This is a genomic window from Arthrobacter sp. Cr_A7 (assembly GCF_029222765.1).
Classification (GTDB): domain Bacteria; phylum Actinomycetota; class Actinomycetes; order Actinomycetales; family Micrococcaceae; genus Arthrobacter.
On sequence record NZ_JARHXQ010000138.1, the window covers coordinates 1 to 18,219 of the forward strand.

An 18,219-nucleotide genomic window follows, 5' to 3' on the forward strand; every position below is an offset into this window, starting at 1 on the left:
CGACATCCAGGGCTCCGCGGCCGTCCGCTGATCTCTTCGGCGGGGGCAGCCGCGGCCGAAAAACCACTACCCAACGGAACCCACAATGACGTACCACAAGCAAGATGATTGGCTTCCCCTTGTTGAGGAAACCGTGCAAATAAGACAGTATGGCCGGTTTATTCGGACGGGGATCGTTGACGCTGTGATGGGCGACGACGGGATCCTTTGGCTGCGGGCCGATGGTGTCAACCACCGTCAATTGGTCAGCAAAGCCGAGGGATTCGAGGTCTGGATGACCTACAAGTGGGAAACCGCCAACGCCGGAAGGTGACGTTCTGAGCAAGCGTGAGCTCCCCTAATGATGATGCGTTCACCAAATGAATCGTTCCAGTTACTCGTAATGCGAGAGGAATTTTCAAATAGTGCGAGTTTCTCTTGACGGGTGACCTGAGACACAAGTACCGTCGGCATAGCACCCACCAAGATCGCTGAGCAAAGAAGCTGGCGGCGAGCCACCCTCATTCCGGTCGTCAACGGCGCCGGCCGATACATGGGAAAGGCCAGGGACGCACGCTTCACAGCATGCGAAAGAAACGCGAGGAGCAAAAAATGCGTACAACGAAGTCGCGAATTATGTTGACTGCCGGATCGACGGCGGTGCTGCTGGCCTTGGCTGGTTGCGCTGAAAGCGCGAGCAGTCGGGGTCCCGCTGACACTGTCGCGATCGATGTCGGCAATAACATGACGGTCAACCTGAAGACCAGCCCCAACCTTAAGGTCGCCGTATTTATCCCGGGCGTAGCCAACGCATACGGCCAGGCGCAAGAGCTCGCCGCGAAGGAGACTGCCAAGGAACTCGGAATGGAGATGACCTTGTTCGACGGCAGTTACGACCCCAGCCAACAGCTGAACCAGATGCAGACGGCGCTGGCTTCAGGGGACTACGACGCGGCCGTGGTGCAGGCCCTCGACGGGACGGTGGTGTGCAAGACCATCACCGAGGATTACCCGAAGGCCAACATCCTGGTGGTGAACAACGTTACGCCGTTGTGCGAGTACGGCATTAATCAGACCGGTGCATCAGCTGAAGAGGTGTGGGCGCCGGGCACCATGAACTTCGTGGGCAGCAACAACACCCGCGCCTACATCGACGGCTGGTTCGCCGCCGCGGCCGAGGCGAACCCCGGCAAGCAGAAAGTTGTTGCTGTTCTTGGTCCCGCAGTCGCCGCGCAAACGCGAGTCATTGAGGTTGCTCTCGCGAAGTTCGCGAAGGACAACCCCGACTACACGGTAGACAAGGTCTACACCGACTACACGACGACCGGCACGTTCAACGAGACCCAGACCTACCTCCAGGGCCATCCCGACACCACCCTCTTTCTGTCCATGTACACGCCGGACATCTCTCGGGGCATCGTCGAAGCCGTAGACGACGCAGGCCTACTCGGCAAGATCCACATCGTAGACCAGGGTTTCGGTGGGTTTTCTATCGAACAGATCGAGGCGGGGAACATCCAGTTCTCAACCCTGTTCTTCCCATATAACGGGATAAAGGTATCCCTCGAGACAATCGCGGCGGCTCAGCGCGGGGATGCCGGCCCTCGTTTTGTGGATGACTCGGTCATTGGCAGTGCGAAGAGTCCTTTCACCATCACGAAAGATACGATCTCCGAACTTCCCCCCGGACTACGCTAGCCCCGGGTAGCTGCCACTCCCCAAGTAGCGCCGGCGGTCCACGTCACCATCGCGAGGCAAAGAAGCCCGCGACACATCACATATATCCCGGCCGCCTTCCGCGCCGGGACGAGGCAATCAGGAGAATTATGCGTACAACGAAGTCGCGGGCCATGCTGGCCGCCGGATCGACAGCAGTGCTGCTCGCCTTGGCGGGTTGCGCGGGAAACAGCAGCGGCGACCCGGGCGTTCAGGGTCCAGCCGGCACGGTCGCAATCGATGTCGGCAATGACACGAAGGTGAACCTGAAGACCGACCAGGGCCTTAAGGTCGCTGTTTTTATCCCAGGTGTGGCCAATGAGTTCGGGTTGGAGCAGGAGCGGGCGGCGAAGGAGACTGCGAAGGAACTTGGTATGGACATGACCTTGTTTGACGCAGGCTATGACCCAAACAAGCAGCTCAACCAAATGCAGACAGCGATGACGTCCGGAAACTTCGACGCCGCGGTAGTTATGGCCCTTGACGGCGTGATGTCCTGCAAGCTCCTCACCGAGGATTTCGCAAAGGCTAATATCCTCACGTCGATTTCAGGCTCCCCCCTGTGTGACGACGGCACAGACCAGGGCGGTAAGTCAGTTGACGAAGTCTGGGTCCCGGGCACCTTGAACTTCGTGGGCAGCAACACCACCCGTGACTACGTCGACGGTTGGTTGGCGGCCGCAGCAAAGGCTAACCCGGGTAAGCAAAAGGTGGTGGCCGTGCTTGGCCCGGCGGTCAACACTCAGACGCGCGTTACAGAAGCCGCAATGGCAAAGCTTGCGGAGGACAACACCGACTATTCGATTGACACGATCTACACCGACTGGACCACGACTGACGCGTACAACAAGACCCAGACATACCTGCAGGGCCATCCTGACACCACCCTCATCCTGTCTGCGTCCGCGCCCGACCTCACCCAAGGCGTCATCCAGGCTGGAAAAGACGCCGGTCTGTCCGAGAAGATCCATATAGCGGACGTCGGTTTCGGCAAGTTCCAGATCGAACAATTAGAAGCCGGCAACGTCCAGCTCTCCACGATGCTCTTTCCTTACAACCAAATGAAGGCAAACCTCAGCTCCATCGCCGCCGCGCAACGGGGGGACGCCGGCTCCCGTTTTGTGGATGACTCGGTCATTGGCACTGCAAAGAATCCTTTTGTGGTCACTAAGGAAACCATCTCAGAACTTCCCGCCGAGCTGCGCTAACACCGCAGTTCGCCCAGCCTTGGGCTGGGGCGACGTTCCCTCGAACGCCGCCCCAGCCCAGTACAGAAAGTAGAACCGGCAATGGAGCCTTCGCAATCGGACCCGACTATCGCCGTCGCGCTCAAAGCGGTATCGAAGACCTACGGTGCCACACGCGCATTGATCGATGTGGACGTCGAGATCCACGAAGGAACAGTACATGCACTGATTGGCGAGAACGGAGCGGGAAAGTCCACGGCGCTGGGTGCGATCGCCGGTCGCGTCGACTTTGACGAAGGTGTCGTCGAAGTGTTCGGTGAACCGCTTGAACCGGGAAACCTTCGCGCTGCACGACGCAGCGGCGTCTCGGCCATCTATCAGGAACTGACGATCATCCCGCATCTGGATGCAGCAGCGAATGTATTTCTTGGATCCGATCTGTCCCGGTTCGGAGTTCTCTCCAGCCGCGAAATGCGCCGCCGCTACGAACAACTGTGTACCGAGCTGGACGTCCGGGTCATACCTGCCGGCGTTCCCGTTGGCACCCTCTCGGTGGCCGAGCAGCAGATGCTCGAGATCATGCGGTCCCTTGTGGTCGAACCTCGCGTCATCCTCTTCGATGAGCCGAGCGCCTCGCTCGCCGTCGAGGAACGCGAGGCACTCTACAAGGCGATCGAAGGGTTACGAAAGCGCGGTGTCACCATCGTGATCGTGAGCCACAACTTCCACGAGATCGAACGGCTCGCCGACTGGATAACGGTCTTCCGGAACGGCCGTGCCATCACCACGAGCAGGCGCGGGGAGAAATCCCGGGCCGAACTCGTCCGCGCAATGCTCGGTGACCAGCGGGGTGACCAGACGCTGAGCCGGGTGCTCCTGGACAAGCCCGTGGAAATACACTCGAGACCAGTCGAACCGGCCGTTGCCCCGATTCTGGAAGTGGTTGGGCTCACCGTTCCGGGAGCCATCGAAAATATCGACCTGGAAGTAAGGCCCGGGGAAATACTGGGCATCGCCGGTCTGGTGGGTTCTGGCCGTTCGACCTTGCTGAGGGCGATCGCCGGCGCGGAACCCACTGCACGGGGAACCATCCGCCTGGCCGGTGCAGAGCCTGCCTGGCCGCGGACCGTGCGCGCCGCACGCAAACTCGGAATCGGGTTGATCCCTGAGGACCGCAAGGGAGAAGGGCTCGTCCTGCTCCGCAGCGCCGCGGACAACATTGCCCTCTCCAATCTTGGCTCCGCCTCATCCGGGGGCGTGATTGTCCGCAGGAAGCTCCGTGCCATGGTCGCCGAGGCCGCCTCAAGGCTGAATTTCCCTGTCAGCCGGCTAGGTGAACGCAGCGACAGGTTTTCCGGCGGCAATCAGCAGAAGTTGCTGATGGCACGGTGGTTGTACGACCGACCCCGGGTGCTACTCGCGGACGAGCCCACACGCGGCATTGACGTCGGCGCCAAGGGCGAGCTCCTGGAGACTTTGCGCCTAATGGCGGCCGAGGGCGTCGCCGTGATCATGGTCTCGTCCGAGCTTGAAGAAGTGTTGGCGGTGTCCGATCGGGTGCTCGTAATTGCCAAGGGCCACAGCATGGGGCTCCTTGAGCGAACCGGCGATCAGCAGATCGCCATGGAAGACGTACTGCAAGCAGCGTTTGGATTGAAGGAGCACGTATGAGCGCCACCATCGACCGGGATACCACGCCGGAAGGAACCGTTATTCCTGCTGTGGCAGCAGGAAGAAGCCTCAATCTGCGGGAGAGAGCAGCAAGCCTCGGGATGGTCTGGGTGCTCATCATCCTCGTCATCACGGCGATCATCCTCAATCCGCGCTTCCTCAACCCGGGAAACCTGGTCAACATCCTGACCCAGAACGCCCCCGTCGGCATTATCGCGGTAGGGATGACGTTCATCATCATCGCAGGAGGCTTCGACCTTTCGGTGGCCGCGGTCCTGGCTATCGGCGGGGTGTCTTACGCAACGCTGTCCCACATGATGCCTGCGGGGCCGGCGATACTCATCACGCTGGCGATCGGATTCCTTCTCGGCCTGATCAATGCCCTCCTCATCACCAAAGCGAAAGTGAACGCGTTCATCGCGACTCTCGCGACCGCGTCTTTGTTCAGCGGCCTGACCTTGCTGTACACGAACTCCAAACCGGTTTCCATGGCAACGGGCGGCTACGATTTCCTTTCGGATGAGGACTTCCTCGGAGCCCCGCTCTCCGTTTGGCTTCTTGCGGTCCTCGTTGCGGCAGGATGGTTCGCCCTGTCCAAGACTGTGTACGGCCGGGGAATCTACGCGATCGGCGGCAACAACGAAGCCGCACGGCTGGCCGGACTGCCCGTGACCTCACTTCGGGCGAGTACCTACGTTCTGACAGCTATGCTCGCCGCACTCGCGGGAATCGTTTTGGGATCGGTCATCGGCGTCGGACAGCCGGGCGTGGCCGTTGGAGTAACGCTCAACTCGATCGCGATCGTCATCATCGGGGGGACTTCATTGCTCGGTGGAGAAGGCGCCATGTGGCGGACGCTCGTAGGCATCCTGATTTTCGGAACCATCAACAACGTCTTCGACATCCTGGCATTTCCACAGGCCACGCAAGAGGTGGCCCTCGGCGTGATCGTACTCGCCGCCGTATCGCTCGACGCCTATACAAGGTCACGAAAGCGGTCAGGAGAAGCCTGACCCGTCTCCACAACGGCAGCTGCTGAAGAATCCACTATTAGAGAAGGAAGATGAATATGTCGCGATTGGCCGGCAAGGTCGCCATCATCACGGGCGCGGCCAGCGGAATGGGGCTCTCCGCCCTCAAGCTTTTCGTGGCTGAGGGGGCGCGGGTAGTAGCCACGGACATCTCCGCGGAAGCGCTGCGACGGGCGGTCGAGGAAGTCTCCGGGAACGGTGGCGAGGCGATTGCCCGCACGCACGATGTTTCTTCTGCTGGGGATTGGAAGCGTGTAGTTGACGACGTCCTCGCCGAGTGGGGCAGGATCGACATCCTTATTAACAACGCCGGAATTGCCATGGCGAAGGGTGTCCTCGACGCCGAGCTTGAGGACTGGAATAAGGTCATGGCGATCAATGTCACCGGACCTTGGCTTGGAATGAAGAGTGTCATCCCAGCAATGCAGGCCGCAGGCCGCGGTTCGATCGTGAACGTCTCATCGATCGCCGGGATTGTCGGCGGCGCCTCCGACGGCGGCAGTGCAGCCTACTCCGCTTCAAAGGGGGCTGTCCGCTCCCTGACAAAACATACTGCCCAGTGGTTTGCAAAGGACAACATCCGGGTGAACTCGGTGCATCCCGGTCCGGTCGACACCGGTCTGACCCGTGGCTACGGGCTTACCAGGGAAACGCTGGCCAACCCCGGAGCTGTTCCTTTGCCGCCCCACGCCGGGGAGGCCTCCGACATCGCGTATGGCATGCTCTACCTTGCGTCCGATGAGGCGAAGTTCATCACCGGAACAGAGCTGGTTATCGACGGCGGATTCACCTCTCAGTGAGCGAACCGCTTTCCTGCCAAAACCTGGGGAAGAAGACTTCCCCTCCACTGAAAGGATCAGGATGACGCGCTCCCCCGATACCGAACTTGGCCTGGCTGATGACCGCGACCAAGCCCCGGATGAGGATTACCGGAAAGAAAACGAATACCAGGACGACCTCATAATCTCCAGCAAAGACGCTGAGGCCTATGTCCTCGGGGATGACACGAAGCCGCTTTATTCACTGGGTCCAGATTCCGAGCGACAGCCCGGAAGCCCTCGCGGCAGGCTCACCAAGGGACGTCACACAGGGCGAAGCGTTTACCCCGGCGTCGAAAGGGACTACTACGTCTACGTCCCCGCTCAATACAGCCCCGACAAGCCCGCCGCCTTGGCCATCTTCCAGGATGCAAACCTGTACCTGGCCCCGAAGGCCAACGCTGATGTCGTCCTGGACAACCTCATCAACAAGGGCGAGATCCCGGTTACCGTTGCATTATTCATCGAAGCAGGCGAAAAGGGCCCGGGGTATCCCTTTTTTGGCGGAACAGACAACCGCAGCATCGAATATGACTCCATCAACGGCGATTATGCCAGGTTCCTCACGGACGAATTCCTGCCGGATGCCTTAGGAGATCTCAATATCTCCACCGTTCCTCGCGATCGACTGCTTGTAGGGATCAGCTCGGGCGGCAATTGCGCGTTCACTGCGGCTTGGTCCCGCCCTGACGTCTTCGGCAACGTCATCTCCCATTGCGGCAGCTTCATCAATATCCGGGGTGGCCACAACCACCCGTCGGCAATCCGGCAGAACCCGCGAAAACCCATCCGGGTCTGGCTTCAGACGGGAGCCCGGGACCTTGATGTAATCTTCGGCAGTATCCCGATTGCCAATAAGGACATGTTCGCGGCCCTTGAGTATCGACGCTACGATGCCAAGTTCGTCTACGGCGAAGGCGGACACTCACTGGTGCACGGTGGCGCGGTCCTTCCCGAGACCCTGAGGTGGATTTGGCGCGATCATCCGGACACCGCTGACGCACAGTAGACGGGAGGCATTTGGCGTGTTAGCGGGTAAAGCGGGCCTCCCGAACCGCTGGTTCGGAAGCCCGGCGGATTGTCTCAGATCTCGAGGTCGAGGATCATGATGTCTCCTTTCCTGGGCCCCACCGCCGTCGACATGCTTTCAGATGTCCGTCACGAACCGCCGCTAAGAGATTGAGCCGACGCCGATTGCCGGGCTTGGTCCAGACGGGGGTTATCCCGGACGCGCATTTGCTTAACTCCAGCCTGACGAAGGAGTCAATATGACATATGCCGACGACATGTGGGCGATCTACCGTCTCTGTTCCCTCTTCGGCGCGACCCGAGATCTGAATCAGCACGAAGAGTGGGTTGCACTGTTTACCCAGGACGGATCTTTTGAGATCCCCCGTATCGGGCCTCGCCGTGGGCATCACGACCTTCGTATCCTGAGCGAAGAGCTACAGCTTCCCCACGGCTTCCAGGCGAAGCACTACGTTTCAAACATCAACGTTGCGATCGACGGGGACGAAGCATCCGGTACGGCCTACTTCCAGTTTTTCAAAATAGTCGATAGCACTCCTGTCCTCGCGGCAATCGGCACCTATGTCGACAGGTTTCGCCGAGTTGAAGGAGAATGGAAGTTTGCTTCGCGAGTGGCAAACTCCGAGACCGGCGCAACCCTAGAGCTATGAGATAGTGCCTATTTGAAAGTCGTCTGCTCGGACGTCCGCCCTTACGGCGCCGAACTCGCCCGCCTTTTGACCGGGGAAGGTATCGGGTCCTGGAACTCATGCGCCCGAACCGGCAAGGCCGGCGACTGAGGGGGAAAATCGGACCCTCTGGACGCCTACCAGGCGGCAGAGGCTGCCCCGGCCGCCCGGAACGCCGCAACACCGTAGCCCCGGAAAGGGCCGTGGAATCCCTGCGGGTGCTGCACGCCGAGCCGGGCACGGCGATGCGCGCCCGGGTCGCGGTCATGGGTCCAAGTCAAAAGCATCCTCACGGCCCGCCAGGGCGCTGCGTGGCAAGTACCGGGGCCCTGACCAGCGCCGCAATAAAGGCCGCCCTAGAGAGAACCCGCCCGGCCGGAAGCATGTCCAACCCCGTGAACGCCACGGCTGCCCTGCTCAAACGCCGCGCCGTCCACTACCCGTCCCTGCGCGGAATTGGTCGTCATTGGTGCCGAACTCGGCGCGATAATGGCCGTCCACCGGGAGTCAGCTCATTTGCGGCTCTACCGGACATGCGCCGTTTGCAACGCTACTTCACGATGGATTTCAGCCTGGCGCCACGCCTCATATTCGGTTCGAAGACGAAGACGACGACGCTCAGGGCGACCGCGGTGTTCCTTCCCGGAAACGGTAGAGCAGGTTCGGCGCAGGCTCTCACTGCCCGTCGACAGTGGCTAGCTTTCCCTGGAGTTCACGGACTGCGGTGTCCGTGGGCATGCCAGATGTTGCTTGGAAGAACTGAGTCGAAAGGGACGCCGCGCGCACCGCCCAGTTCGCGGCCTCGAGGAGGAATTCGCCCTTGGCCAGCGCGTTGCCGAGCGCTCCTACGAAAGTGTCGCCGGCACCGGTTGTGTCCACCACACTCACCGAAGGCGCCGAGATCTGGGCCGTCTCTCCGCTGCGCCAGATCAGGGCGCCTCGACCTCCAAGAGTCACAACGAGGGAAGTGGGCGCCTTTCGTTGGGCCAGGATCTCGCCAAGCCGAGCCGGGTCTTCTGAGACGGGTTGGCCGAAGACGACCTCGAACTCGCATTCGTTTCACGACCATCACATCGACGAGTTCCCAGAGTTCAGCGTCGAGGGCTTGGGCCGGTGCGGGTTCAGCACAAGATCCCTTCGACTGCTGGGCATCTCTGCGAACGACTTCCAGCGGCACTTCGAGCTGGGCGAGTACTACGGCTACTTCTTCGACAGCTTCGGCCGCATCCGTGACGATGCCGAGATGGAACGTCGCGTTGGCCCCGCTGACGACGACGATCGAGTTTTCGGCGGGACTACCTTCGCGGCCATGATCAGGTAGGTTTCCGCATCGAGCTTCGTATACCAGGAGGTTATGGGATGCAGGACCATGCACTACGGGATGGCCTTCGGGATCTATGCGGCCGGGATGATGATCCCAGATTGGTTCCTTGCCTTGCCGATCTGGCTCGCAGTCAGCACCATGGGCTTCATCCAAGGGAACTTGACGGCCCTCGCTCTCGAGAGGCTGTCCGTCATGTTTCCGGCAGCGGTGCGGCCGGGCTGGGGTTCATCCAGTTCGTCTTCGGCGCCGCAGCTACTCCACTATGTGGGCTTGGGCGGCACAGGAACCGCTATCCCTATGGTGGTGATAATGACAGCGGCGACAGGCCTCGCCATGCTTTTGCTAGCCACGGCAGCCCGCCGTGGCTTGCTGCGGGATGACGGACTTAGCCGGGGTAGCAATCGTCGTATAGCACAGAGCCCTCTGGTTCCGCACCTCTGCGAACCGCGACCGAACCCGACTCGCTCTTGAATCGGCAGATTCATCGCCTCCGGCCGCGCGGCCGCCGTCCGAGCGGTGACCATAAAGCTGCCCGGCATCGGGAGTTTGAGCAGACACCGTCTACGCACCCGGCTCGCCTACCCACAGCCCAGGACAATCTTGATGGGTTATCCACTGCTACTGCTGCCGAGGGAGCTACCCCCTGGCTCCCGCTTTCCAGCATGGATAACCCGGATGATGTGACGTTCTAGTCGGCGGTTGTCGCTGACACCCCGCGCGTGCGGGACGGGTTCAGTTCCCACCCGTTCCTGGTGATACCGGCCAGGGCCGCGGCGGATGCGCCATCGGCCAAAGCCGCTCCGCGGACCCAGCTCGTGGCCAGTGCCACCAAGAAGAGATCTCGTGCCCGAATTTCCTTCCGGGCACTTCCATCTCGTTGTGCGGCGTGCAGGAACTCCTCGGTCGTTGTGATGAATCCTTCGCACGTAACTGCGAGCGGGGATGTGCTGGTGGCCGCCGCAGCGCGGAGGGGGTCGGGCAGCCCGTCGAACGCGCCTGCCCACTCGGTCAGCGCGGCAAGCCAGCCATCGAGTGCGTCGGCTGCGTTAGCCGCCTTGATGCGGAGCTCGTCCCGGCGGGACATTAGTGCCTCATCGCGCGCGGCGAGCAAGGCCGCGAGCAGAGTTTCCCGGTTGGGAAAATGCCGGTACAGGGTTCCCGCGCCGACGCCTGCTTGTTTCGCGATCGCGTCGAGCGATCCGCCCACGCCGTGCTCAGAGAAGTACTGTTCGGCGGTGTCGAGGATGTGATCTCGATTGCGTCGGGCATCAGCCCGCGGGGCGCGAGCCCTGCTCGTAGCGGTCCTGGACATAACGGTTGCCTCACTTTTGACAAAACGGGGAGCATCTCCGTATATTCGTAAACACCTAATGGGAGACACTCTCCACTATAAAGCATTCTGCTGGCGAGCGATGGTGTGCCGCCACACTCTGGCTTGATCGATGCACACCGTGTTTACCGGGTGTCGTCGCCCCGAAATCAACTACTCAATGAATGGTATGTAGCTATGTCAGATACCTCCACCGCAGCGCTTCCCAAGGCGGCGCATACTCATCGGCAGGAGGTCGACGCGCGCAATCGGCTCGCGATTGGGGTACTGCTCGCATCAACGTTTGTCGTCATCCTGAACGAAACGATCATGAGCGTCGCACTTCCTCACCTCATGGACGATTTCGACATCGAGGCAAGCGCGGCGCAGTGGCTCACCACCGCCTTCCTCCTCACCATGGCGGTCGTGATTCCGATCACCGGCTTCCTGCTGCAGCACGTCAGTACCCGCCCGATCTTCGTCAGCGCCATGGCGTTGTTCAGTGTCGGCACACTCATCGCGGCCATCGCGCCCGGCTTTGAGGTCCTGGTCGCCGCGCGTGTTGTGCAGGCCTTGGGTACGGCGATCATGATTCCGCTGCTTTTCACCACCGTGTTTACCCTCGTCCCCGCAGAGCGACGCGGACGCGTGATGGGCAACGTCTCGATCGTGATCTCTGTCGCCCCCGCGGTCGGCCCGACCGTGTCGGGCCTCATCCTGAGCGCGCTGAGCTGGCGCTGGATGTTCATCATCGTGCTGCCGGTCGCCGTACTTGCTCTCGTGATCGGGGTCCTGCGCATTCCCAACGTCAGCGAGCCGCGCAAGACCCCGCTCGATTACGTGTCGGTCGTTCTTTCGGCCATCGGCTTCGGCGGGCTCGTTTTTGGCCTCAGTCACATCGGCGAGACCGAGGCAGGAATCTCCAGCCCGACCAGCTGGGCGCCCCTCGCCCTTGGCGCAGCAGGCATCACGCTTTTCATCCTGCGCCAGTCGCAACTGCAACGCACAGACCGCGCACTGCTTGACCTGCGTACCTTCACGAGCTCCGGCTTCACGCTCGCTATGGCCGTGATCGCGATCTACACGACCATACTATTTGGCACTCTCACCCTGCTGCCGATCTATACGCAGAACGTGCTCGAACTCGATGCCCTGACCACCGGCTTGCTGATGCTGCCCGGCGGACTTGTGATGGGGTTCCTCGCGCCGTTCGTCGGGCGCCTCTATGACAAAGTCGGCCCGACCGTGCTCGTTGTTCCGGGCTCGATCATCGTGAGCGGTGCGCTGTGGTTCATGACTACACTGGGCGCCGGCACAAGCATCGTCACGGTCCTCGTCGCCCACATCGTGCTGAGTATCGGCCTCGCCCTCGCATTCACCCCGTTGTTCACCTCGGGGCTCGCATCGCTCAGCCCGCAGTTCTACTCCCACGGCAGCGCCACCGTCAGCACCGTACAGCAGCTCGCCGGCGCGGTCGGCATCGCGGTGTTCGTCACGGTGATGACAGCGACATCGACACCGCGAATCGAAGACGGGGCCAGCGTCATCGCGGCCACGGCCGACGGCATCCACGCCGCGTTCGACTGTGGAGCAGTCCTCTCGCTTATCGCAATCCCGCTCGCATTCTTCATCCGCAAGCCCGCCTCCAGCGGCGCCCACGTGCCCGTCGGGCACTGAGCATCACCCCCGCCTGCTCCGAAACCCTCGATCATCCGATAGGAAAGATATCGACAGTGCAAACCTCGTCAGCCGCTACCATGCGTCACTCCCTCGCCGCCTACCCCACCGGAATGGCCCTTATTGCCGCCGAGGTCAACGGCCAGAACGAGGCGATGCTCGCGAACTCCTTCACCAGCATTTCTCTGGACCCGCCACTCGTCTCCATGGCCTTTACCCATACCTCGACCACCTGGCCCCGGCTTCGCCAAGCGCAAGAGTTGGGTATCACGATTCTGGGAGAATCCCACCTCGCCCTCGTGTCTCAGCTTCGCCTGTCCGGCCCCGCCCGGCTCGACGGCATCACTCTAGATAACGCCACCACCCAGGCACGCACCCTACCGCAGGCGGCAGCCACCTTCGTCGTTCGGCCCCACCAGCACGTGCCGGCTGGTGACCACGAGCTCGTACTCTTCGAAGTCATACACCACGAGCGCTACGACGACATGAGCCCCTTGACCTTTTACAACCGCCAGATCGCCGTGATCCAGCGCGAGAGAGAGTAGACGATGTCCCGTAAGAAGATGCATCTCGCCGCAGCAAGTGCCACTCCCTACGGCGCCAGCCCGTACGCATGGTTGGAACCCGGAGTCGATCCCCACGACTATGACAACATTCACGTCCTGGTGCGCGCCGCTCAGGCCGCCGAACGTGGCATGTTCGATTTCCTCTTCCAGGGCGACTTCCTCGCGCAGACCCAGCGCACTGAGGCGCACGCGCCGAACCAGACCCTCGAGCCGACCATCGTGGCCACCGCCATCGCCCTGGCTACCGAGCGGATCGGTCTCGTCACCACGATCAGCGCCACCTTCCAGGAGCCCTACAACATCGCCCGCGTGCTCAAGTCACTCGACGTCGTTTCCCGCGGACGCATGGGCTGGAACGCCGTGACCACCTCCTCACCTCAGGCCGCCGCGAACTTCGGGCGCGCGATCGAGGACCGTGACACTCGCTACGCCCGCGCAGACGGGGTCGTTCAGATCGTCCAGGCGCTCTGGGGGAGCTGGGAAGAGGATGCCTGGATCGGCGACCAGCAGTCCCGGAGGATCACCGACCTGTCCAAAATCTCGCCCGTGAACCTCAGAGGAACTTACGCCTCCTCCCGCGGCCCACTCGAGATCCCGCCCTCCAAGCAGGGCCAGCCGGTCATGGCCCACGCCGGCGCCAGCCCGCACAGCCTCGCCTTCGCCGGCCGCTACGCAGACATTCTCATTAGCGAGGTCTTCACCATAGAGGAGGCCCGGCACCAGCGCGCCGCAGTGCGCCACGCCGCCGAATCTGCCGGTCGCAGCCCTGACGACGTCAAGTTCTTCGTCGGAGTGATGCCCACCATCGCGTCGACCCACGCGGAGGCTCTTGCTCAACGCGGAAAGCTGATCGAACCCGACGTCGAGCAGCAGGTGCGCCATCTCGGCCAGCTCCTCGGCCTGCCGTTGGGGCCAATGGACCTCGACGCCCCACTGCGCGCGGATCAGCTGGCCGTCGCGCGGGCCAACCCCGGTGACCCACGGTCGCCCAGAGCCCTCGAGGTCGCCAAGGAAGGCTGGACGGTGCGCGAAGTGCTCTACCATGCCGTCATCGACTACCACCCTGCCCCCATCGGTCCCCCCGAAGTGATCGCCGATCACCTGCAGGAATGGTTCGAAGCTGATGCCGCGGACGGCTTCTTAGTCATCCCCGGTGTTATTCCCGAGGGAATAGAGTCCTTCGTCGACGGAGTCATTCCGATCCTGCAGCAGCGCGGCCTGTTCCGCACCGAGTACGAAGGCGAGACCCTCCGCGAGAATCTCGGCATCGACCACCAGTACGGCCTGCACCGTCGAACGCGGACTCCCTAACAACGGGTCCGCCTCCACAGCCCATACCTAGAGCGCACTCGACAGCAACGACAGCTCAAATTTACACACGGAGAGAAAACATCATGACCAGACAGATGCTCATCGGCCTGCACTTGGGCAACGGGTACGGCAACCTGCCTGGCGCCTGGCGCGCCCCAGGAGTCGATCCCACAAGCTACACGAGCTTCGACGCGAAAGTTCGGCACGCCCAAGCCGCAGAGCGCGGAAAACTCCAATTCCTGTTCCTCCCCGACGGCCCCACCCACGCTGGCGACATCGCGAACGAGCCACCCAACTTCAACCTCGACGTCATGGTCACCTTGGCAGCGGTCGCCCGCGAAACCAGCCATATCGGCCTCGTGGCAACCGGCTCGACCACCTTTAACGAACCATTTAACCTCGCCCGACAGTTCAAAGCACTCGACGTCCTGAGCCACGGACGGACGGGATGGAACGCCGTCACGTCCAGTGGCGAAGACGTCGCCGCCAACTACGGCCAACATATTCCGTCCAGCCCGGAACGCTACGGAAGAGCGCACGAGACGGTCCAGCTCGTGCAGGCTCTCTGGGGCAGCTGGGGCGAGACCGCCTGGGTGCACGACAAGGCCACGGGCCGTTTCGCCGACCCGGAACAGGTGGCCCCGATCAACCTTGGTGGCGAATACGTCGCCACCCGCGGGCCCCTGTACATTCCTCCGTCCGAACAGGGGCAACCCGTCATCTTCCACGCCGGAGGCAGTCCAAACGCCCACGAGTTCGCCGGACGCTGGGCAAACGCCGTCATCGGCGCGGCCTTCACGATCGACGATGCTCGTGCACAGCGTGCAGCGTTCCGTGAAGCGGCTGAACGAGCCGGACGGAACCCGGACGAGATCAAGTTCTTCGCCGGCCTGATGACGACACTCACCCCCGATAAACGAGAAGGCCTCGATCGCCGCATCACACTGAGCGCACGGACGTTCCCTCAGCGCGCGGCGTATCTCGGGCGGATGCTCGGCCTGTACCTTGATCCCGCACACCTCGATGAACCACTCTCCGCTGCGCAGTTGTCTGAAGCTCGACCATCACCGGCCGACCCCCGCTCGATCCACGCACTGAAGATCGCGCGTGAAGGCTGGACCGTCCGCGACATACTCGCGCACGGCGTCATCGACTACCACCCCGTCATCGTCGGCCCGGCAGCTGAAGCCGCCGACCACATGCAGGAATGGTTCGAAGCCGACGCCGTCGACGGCTTCTGGGTATCCCCAGACATCTATAACAGCGGGGTCGATGCCTTCGTCGACAGCGTCGTGCCGATCCTGCAAGACCGAGGTCTGTTCCATCGGGACTATGACGGCGCCACCCTGCGGGATCATTTGAACACCCCAGCCCAATATGGAGTCGACGCGCGCGTAACACGGTGATGCGGATCACCGCCGACTTCACGACCGACCATTCTTGATTGCGCCTCTTGCCCAACGGGAGTGACTGGCCAGTCGTTTGCGGCCTCGCGGGGAAGGTCCATCCGGTTGAGGTACCCCTAAGCTGACACACGGCCCCTTGCCGGGTCCTCGGAACAACCGGAATTGATCTACGTTTGAACTCGAAGTCGAGTCCGCCCAGCTACAGCCGGGGGCAATTCTCATAGGCTATCCACCGCTACTGTGCCAGGTAGCTACTCCAACGGCTCCCAACTTCCAGCTGTGGATAACCTGACTTTTTTGGCAACCGTTCCACCAGACTCAATGGCACCGTCGATGTACCCCAGTCTTCCAATGAGGTTTTACATCACTGGCTCAATATCTGGTACGGCACAACGGCAGCGAGCAGTATCCAGTTCCCGGACGATCGGCGATTCTTAGGCAGTCTTCTCCAGGGTTGCTGCCTGGCCGTCTTCGCGTTCCTCCAGGGCGCCGGTGACTGAGGCTGTGAGGCTGTTGGCGATGTGGGTGCGGGCTAGTTCGGCTGCGCCGGGACCATCGCCGGAGGCGACAAGTTCGAGAATCTGGTGGTGCTGGTTCAGGTCGATCGTGCGGGGTTCATCACCGGATGGAAGTTCCAGGCCGAGGCGGCGGTAGCGGTCGGACTTGTCCCACAGGTCATCGAGGAGCTTGATCATGCTGGCGTTGTGGGAGGCGGCGTAGACGGCCCGGTGGAATTCGCGGTGTGCCGTGATGGCCTCCTCCCCCCAGACCTTGGTGACCGGCAGCAGTTTCTCGGCTGCAGTGCGCATAGCGACGATGTCCGCTTCGGTGCGTCGGTGTGCCGCCAGCTCGGTCGCTGACGGCTCCAGCGAGAGTCGGACTTCAAGCAGTTCACGGGCCTCTGAAGCACTCACGTCAGCCACGCGGGAGTCCCGGTGGGTGTCCATGATGATCAGGCCTTCGCTGGAGAGTCTGCGGATTGCTTCGCGCAGGGGTGTGATGCTCATCTGCATCTTGTCCGCCAGTTCGTACTGTGAGACGCGTGAGCCGGGGGCGAGGCCGCCGGAGAGGATCAGCTGGCGGAGTTCGCTGTACGCCAGACTGCCCTTACTGGAAAAGACGTTCGTGGTGCTCATCTGACGCTCCGATTCTCTTACTGGCGATGGGCCACTTTGCTCCTGCCAACATCTTATAAGAGATTCCGCCTGACGACTTGTGCGCCCCGTCACTCGCCGCTAACCTTGAGTGCAGGTCTTATAAGATATTAGCTCGAAGGGCTTCATCGCCCATCGGACCTCGGATTGACCTCAATCCGAGTCTTATAAGAAATAAGATTGTCTCACTCAGGAGAGTTTCAAAGATGAAAATCGTTTCCGCTCACGTCGGCACCATCCCCATTAGTTCCTCGATCCGGAATGCCTTCATTGACTTCACCAAGATGGACTGCACGATCATCGCGCTCGTCTCCGATGTGTTCGTCGACGGCAAGCCCCTGGTTGGCTACGGGTTCAACTCCAACGGCCGGTACAACGCCACGGGCATCCTCAAGGACCGCATCCTTCCGCGCATCATGGATGCCCCGTCCGAAGACCTTCTGGATGAGGACGGCCAGCTCTCGCCGGAAAAGGCGTGGGACCTGATGATGTCCAACGAGAAGCCCGGCGGCCATGGTGAGCGCTCGGTCGCCGTCGGTGTGGCAGACATGGCCCTGCACGACCTGGCTGCGAAGATCGCCGGCGTCCCGCTGTACCGGTGGATCTCGGATCACTACGGTGACGGCAACCCGGACAAGGACGTCTTCGTCTACGCCGCCGGCGGTTACTACGCACCAGGCAAGTCCCTGGAGGACCTGCAGAACGAGATGCGCGGCTTCCTGGCCAAGGGCTATGACGTGGTCAAGATGAAGATCGGCGGCGCGGACCTGGCCGAAGACCTTCGCCGCATCGAAGCCGTGATCGAGGTCCTCGATGGCGACGGCTCCCGCCTGATGGTGGACGTCAACGGCAAGTTCAACCTGGAGACCGCGCTGGAATACGGCAAAGCCATCGACCAGTACGGACTGTTCTGGTATGAAGAAGTCGGCGACCCGCTGGACTACGCCCTGAACGCCACCCTGTCCGAGCACTACAAGAACCCGATCGCCACCGGAGAGAACCTGTTCTCCCTTCAGGACGCCCGCAACCTGGTCCGCTACGGCGGGATGCGCCCGGACCGCGACTTCATCCAGGTCGACCCGGCCCTGAGCTACGGCCTGACCGAATACCGCCGGATCCAGGACATGCTCGCCCAGCACGGCTGGTCCTCACGCCGCTGCATCCCGCACGGCGGACACCAGTTCTCCCTGCACATCGCAGCAGCCCTCAAGCTCGGCGGTAACGAGTCCTACCCGGGCGAGTTCCAGCCCACCGGTGGCTTCACCGACGACGCTGTCATGGTCAATAGCCGCGTGGCCCCGGGCGACCTGCCGGGCATCGGGCTTGAAGGTAAGGCCGAGTTCTACAAGGTCCTGCGCGAACTGCACAACTAG

The 18,219-nt window shown here is 61.8% G+C and carries 17 protein-coding genes and 1 pseudogene; 14 read left to right on the forward strand and 4 right to left on the reverse strand.

The genetic code is table 11. From position 1 onward, the window contains the following. The first annotated feature begins 85 nt into the window (after nt 1–85). The 8 genes from P2Q66_RS08450 to P2Q66_RS08485 all read left to right on the forward strand — a co-directional run bounded on the left by P2Q66_RS08450 (nt 86) and on the right by P2Q66_RS08485 (nt 8,081). Nucleotides 86–313 carry a hypothetical protein gene (locus tag P2Q66_RS08450; RefSeq protein WP_275727199.1) on the forward strand — a complete coding sequence of 76 codons (228 nt, stop codon included), beginning with the start codon at nt 86–88 and terminating at the stop codon, nt 311–313. A 251-nt stretch (nt 314–564) separates the two neighbouring features. Continuing rightward, entirely contained in the window at nt 565–1,677 is a 1,113-nt protein-coding gene (locus P2Q66_RS08455) for a sugar ABC transporter substrate-binding protein (protein ID WP_275727200.1), read from the forward strand. 152 nt (nt 1,678–1,829) lie between these two features. Beyond that, nucleotides 1,830–2,903, forward strand: coding sequence for a sugar ABC transporter substrate-binding protein (locus P2Q66_RS08460; protein WP_275727202.1), 1,074 nt, complete (start codon nt 1,830–1,832; stop codon nt 2,901–2,903). Between the two features lie 81 nt (nt 2,904–2,984). Then, entirely contained in the window at nt 2,985–4,553 is a 1,569-nt protein-coding gene (locus tag P2Q66_RS08465) for a sugar ABC transporter ATP-binding protein (RefSeq protein ID WP_275727203.1), read from the forward strand. Beyond that, entirely contained in the window at nt 4,550–5,566 is a 1,017-nt protein-coding gene (locus P2Q66_RS08470) for an ABC transporter permease (protein WP_275727205.1), read from the forward strand. Before P2Q66_RS08465 ends, P2Q66_RS08470 begins: the two co-directional genes overlap by 4 nt. A 56-nt stretch (nt 5,567–5,622) precedes the next feature. Beyond that, nucleotides 5,623–6,384, forward strand: coding sequence for a glucose 1-dehydrogenase (locus tag P2Q66_RS08475; RefSeq protein WP_275727207.1), 762 nt, complete (start codon nt 5,623–5,625; stop codon nt 6,382–6,384). A 61-nt stretch (nt 6,385–6,445) separates the two neighbouring features. Further along, nucleotides 6,446–7,411: an alpha/beta hydrolase-fold protein gene (locus P2Q66_RS08480; RefSeq protein ID WP_275727210.1), complete on the forward strand. Its 966-nt coding sequence runs from the start codon at nt 6,446–6,448 to the stop codon at nt 7,409–7,411. 259 nt (nt 7,412–7,670) lie between these two features. Then, nucleotides 7,671–8,081 (forward strand): nuclear transport factor 2 family protein, encoded by a 411-nt coding sequence (locus P2Q66_RS08485; protein ID WP_275727212.1) that lies wholly within the window; start codon nt 7,671–7,673, stop codon nt 8,079–8,081. Nucleotides 8,082–8,236: 155 nt separating this feature from the next. On the opposite strand, the gene P2Q66_RS08490 is transcribed toward P2Q66_RS08485, so the two are convergent. Together P2Q66_RS08490 and P2Q66_RS08495 are read right to left on the reverse strand one after the other, a co-directional pair. Continuing rightward, on the reverse strand, nt 8,237–8,380 hold the full coding sequence (locus P2Q66_RS08490; RefSeq protein ID WP_275727214.1) for a hypothetical protein: 144 nt from the start codon (nt 8,378–8,380) through the stop codon (nt 8,237–8,239). Between the two features lie 394 nt (nt 8,381–8,774). Beyond that, a pseudogene (locus P2Q66_RS08495) lies at nt 8,775–9,146 on the reverse strand (PfkB family carbohydrate kinase); the annotation flags it as partial. A 58-nt stretch (nt 9,147–9,204) separates the two neighbouring features. Between P2Q66_RS08495 and P2Q66_RS08500 the strand changes: the two are divergent. Then, complete coding sequence (locus P2Q66_RS08500) at nt 9,205–9,420, forward strand: hypothetical protein (protein ID WP_275727216.1); 216 nt, start codon at nt 9,205–9,207, stop codon at nt 9,418–9,420. Nucleotides 9,421–10,111: 691 nt separating this feature from the next. Here the strand turns inward: P2Q66_RS08500 and P2Q66_RS08505 are convergent. After that, complete coding sequence (locus P2Q66_RS08505; RefSeq protein ID WP_275727218.1) at nt 10,112–10,735, reverse strand: TetR/AcrR family transcriptional regulator; 624 nt, start codon at nt 10,733–10,735, stop codon at nt 10,112–10,114. Between the two features lie 195 nt (nt 10,736–10,930). Here P2Q66_RS08505 and P2Q66_RS08510 point away from each other — a divergent pair, with 195 nt between their 5' ends. The 4 genes from P2Q66_RS08510 (at nt 10,931) to P2Q66_RS08525 (ending at nt 15,692) form a co-directional block, all read left to right on the forward strand. Continuing rightward, entirely contained in the window at nt 10,931–12,409 is a 1,479-nt protein-coding gene (locus tag P2Q66_RS08510; protein ID WP_275727220.1) for an MDR family MFS transporter, read from the forward strand. An 80-nt stretch (nt 12,410–12,489) separates the two neighbouring features. Next, nucleotides 12,490–12,954 (forward strand): flavin reductase family protein, encoded by a 465-nt coding sequence (locus P2Q66_RS08515; RefSeq protein ID WP_275727223.1) that lies wholly within the window; start codon nt 12,490–12,492, stop codon nt 12,952–12,954. A gap of 3 nt (nt 12,955–12,957) precedes the next feature. After that, nucleotides 12,958–14,286 (forward strand): NtaA/DmoA family FMN-dependent monooxygenase, encoded by a 1,329-nt coding sequence (locus P2Q66_RS08520; protein WP_275727226.1) that lies wholly within the window; start codon nt 12,958–12,960, stop codon nt 14,284–14,286. A gap of 83 nt (nt 14,287–14,369) precedes the next feature. Beyond that, complete coding sequence (locus tag P2Q66_RS08525) at nt 14,370–15,692, forward strand: NtaA/DmoA family FMN-dependent monooxygenase (RefSeq protein ID WP_275727229.1); 1,323 nt, start codon at nt 14,370–14,372, stop codon at nt 15,690–15,692. Between the two features lie 434 nt (nt 15,693–16,126). Here P2Q66_RS08525 and P2Q66_RS08530 read toward each other — a convergent pair whose 3' ends face one another. Next, nucleotides 16,127–16,828 carry a GntR family transcriptional regulator gene (locus P2Q66_RS08530; protein WP_275727232.1) on the reverse strand — a complete coding sequence of 234 codons (702 nt, stop codon included), beginning with the start codon at nt 16,826–16,828 and terminating at the stop codon, nt 16,127–16,129. A 224-nt stretch (nt 16,829–17,052) separates the two neighbouring features. Between P2Q66_RS08530 and P2Q66_RS08535 the strand changes: the two genes are divergently transcribed. Next, nucleotides 17,053–18,219: a mandelate racemase/muconate lactonizing enzyme family protein gene (locus tag P2Q66_RS08535; protein WP_275727234.1), complete on the forward strand. Its 1,167-nt coding sequence runs from the start codon at nt 17,053–17,055 to the stop codon at nt 18,217–18,219.

Excerpts from the sequence above, each read along its gene's own strand:
- P2Q66_RS08450 (WP_275727199.1), top strand. The coding sequence starts at position 86 with ATGACGTACCACAAGCAAGATGATTGGCTTCCCCTTGTTGAGGAAACC.
- P2Q66_RS08455 (WP_275727200.1), top strand. The coding sequence starts at position 565 with ATGCGAAAGAAACGCGAGGAGCAAAAAATGCGTACAACGAAGTCGCGA.
- P2Q66_RS08460 (WP_275727202.1), top strand. The coding sequence starts at position 1,830 with ATGCTGGCCGCCGGATCGACAGCAGTGCTGCTCGCCTTGGCGGGTTGC.
- P2Q66_RS08465 (WP_275727203.1), top strand. The coding sequence starts at position 2,985 with ATGGAGCCTTCGCAATCGGACCCGACTATCGCCGTCGCGCTCAAAGCG.
- P2Q66_RS08470 (WP_275727205.1), top strand. The coding sequence starts at position 4,550 with ATGAGCGCCACCATCGACCGGGATACCACGCCGGAAGGAACCGTTATT.
- P2Q66_RS08475 (WP_275727207.1), top strand. The coding sequence starts at position 5,623 with ATGTCGCGATTGGCCGGCAAGGTCGCCATCATCACGGGCGCGGCCAGC.
- P2Q66_RS08480 (WP_275727210.1), top strand. The coding sequence starts at position 6,446 with ATGACGCGCTCCCCCGATACCGAACTTGGCCTGGCTGATGACCGCGAC.
- P2Q66_RS08485 (WP_275727212.1), top strand. The coding sequence starts at position 7,671 with ATGACATATGCCGACGACATGTGGGCGATCTACCGTCTCTGTTCCCTC.
- P2Q66_RS08505 (WP_275727218.1), bottom strand. The coding sequence starts at position 10,735 with ATGTCCAGGACCGCTACGAGCAGGGCTCGCGCCCCGCGGGCTGATGCC.
- P2Q66_RS08510 (WP_275727220.1), top strand. The coding sequence starts at position 10,931 with ATGTCAGATACCTCCACCGCAGCGCTTCCCAAGGCGGCGCATACTCAT.
- P2Q66_RS08515 (WP_275727223.1), top strand. The coding sequence starts at position 12,490 with ATGCGTCACTCCCTCGCCGCCTACCCCACCGGAATGGCCCTTATTGCC.
- P2Q66_RS08520 (WP_275727226.1), top strand. The coding sequence starts at position 12,958 with ATGTCCCGTAAGAAGATGCATCTCGCCGCAGCAAGTGCCACTCCCTAC.
- P2Q66_RS08525 (WP_275727229.1), top strand. The coding sequence starts at position 14,370 with ATGACCAGACAGATGCTCATCGGCCTGCACTTGGGCAACGGGTACGGC.
- P2Q66_RS08530 (WP_275727232.1), bottom strand. The coding sequence starts at position 16,828 with ATGAGCACCACGAACGTCTTTTCCAGTAAGGGCAGTCTGGCGTACAGC.
- P2Q66_RS08535 (WP_275727234.1), top strand. The coding sequence starts at position 17,053 with ATGAAAATCGTTTCCGCTCACGTCGGCACCATCCCCATTAGTTCCTCG.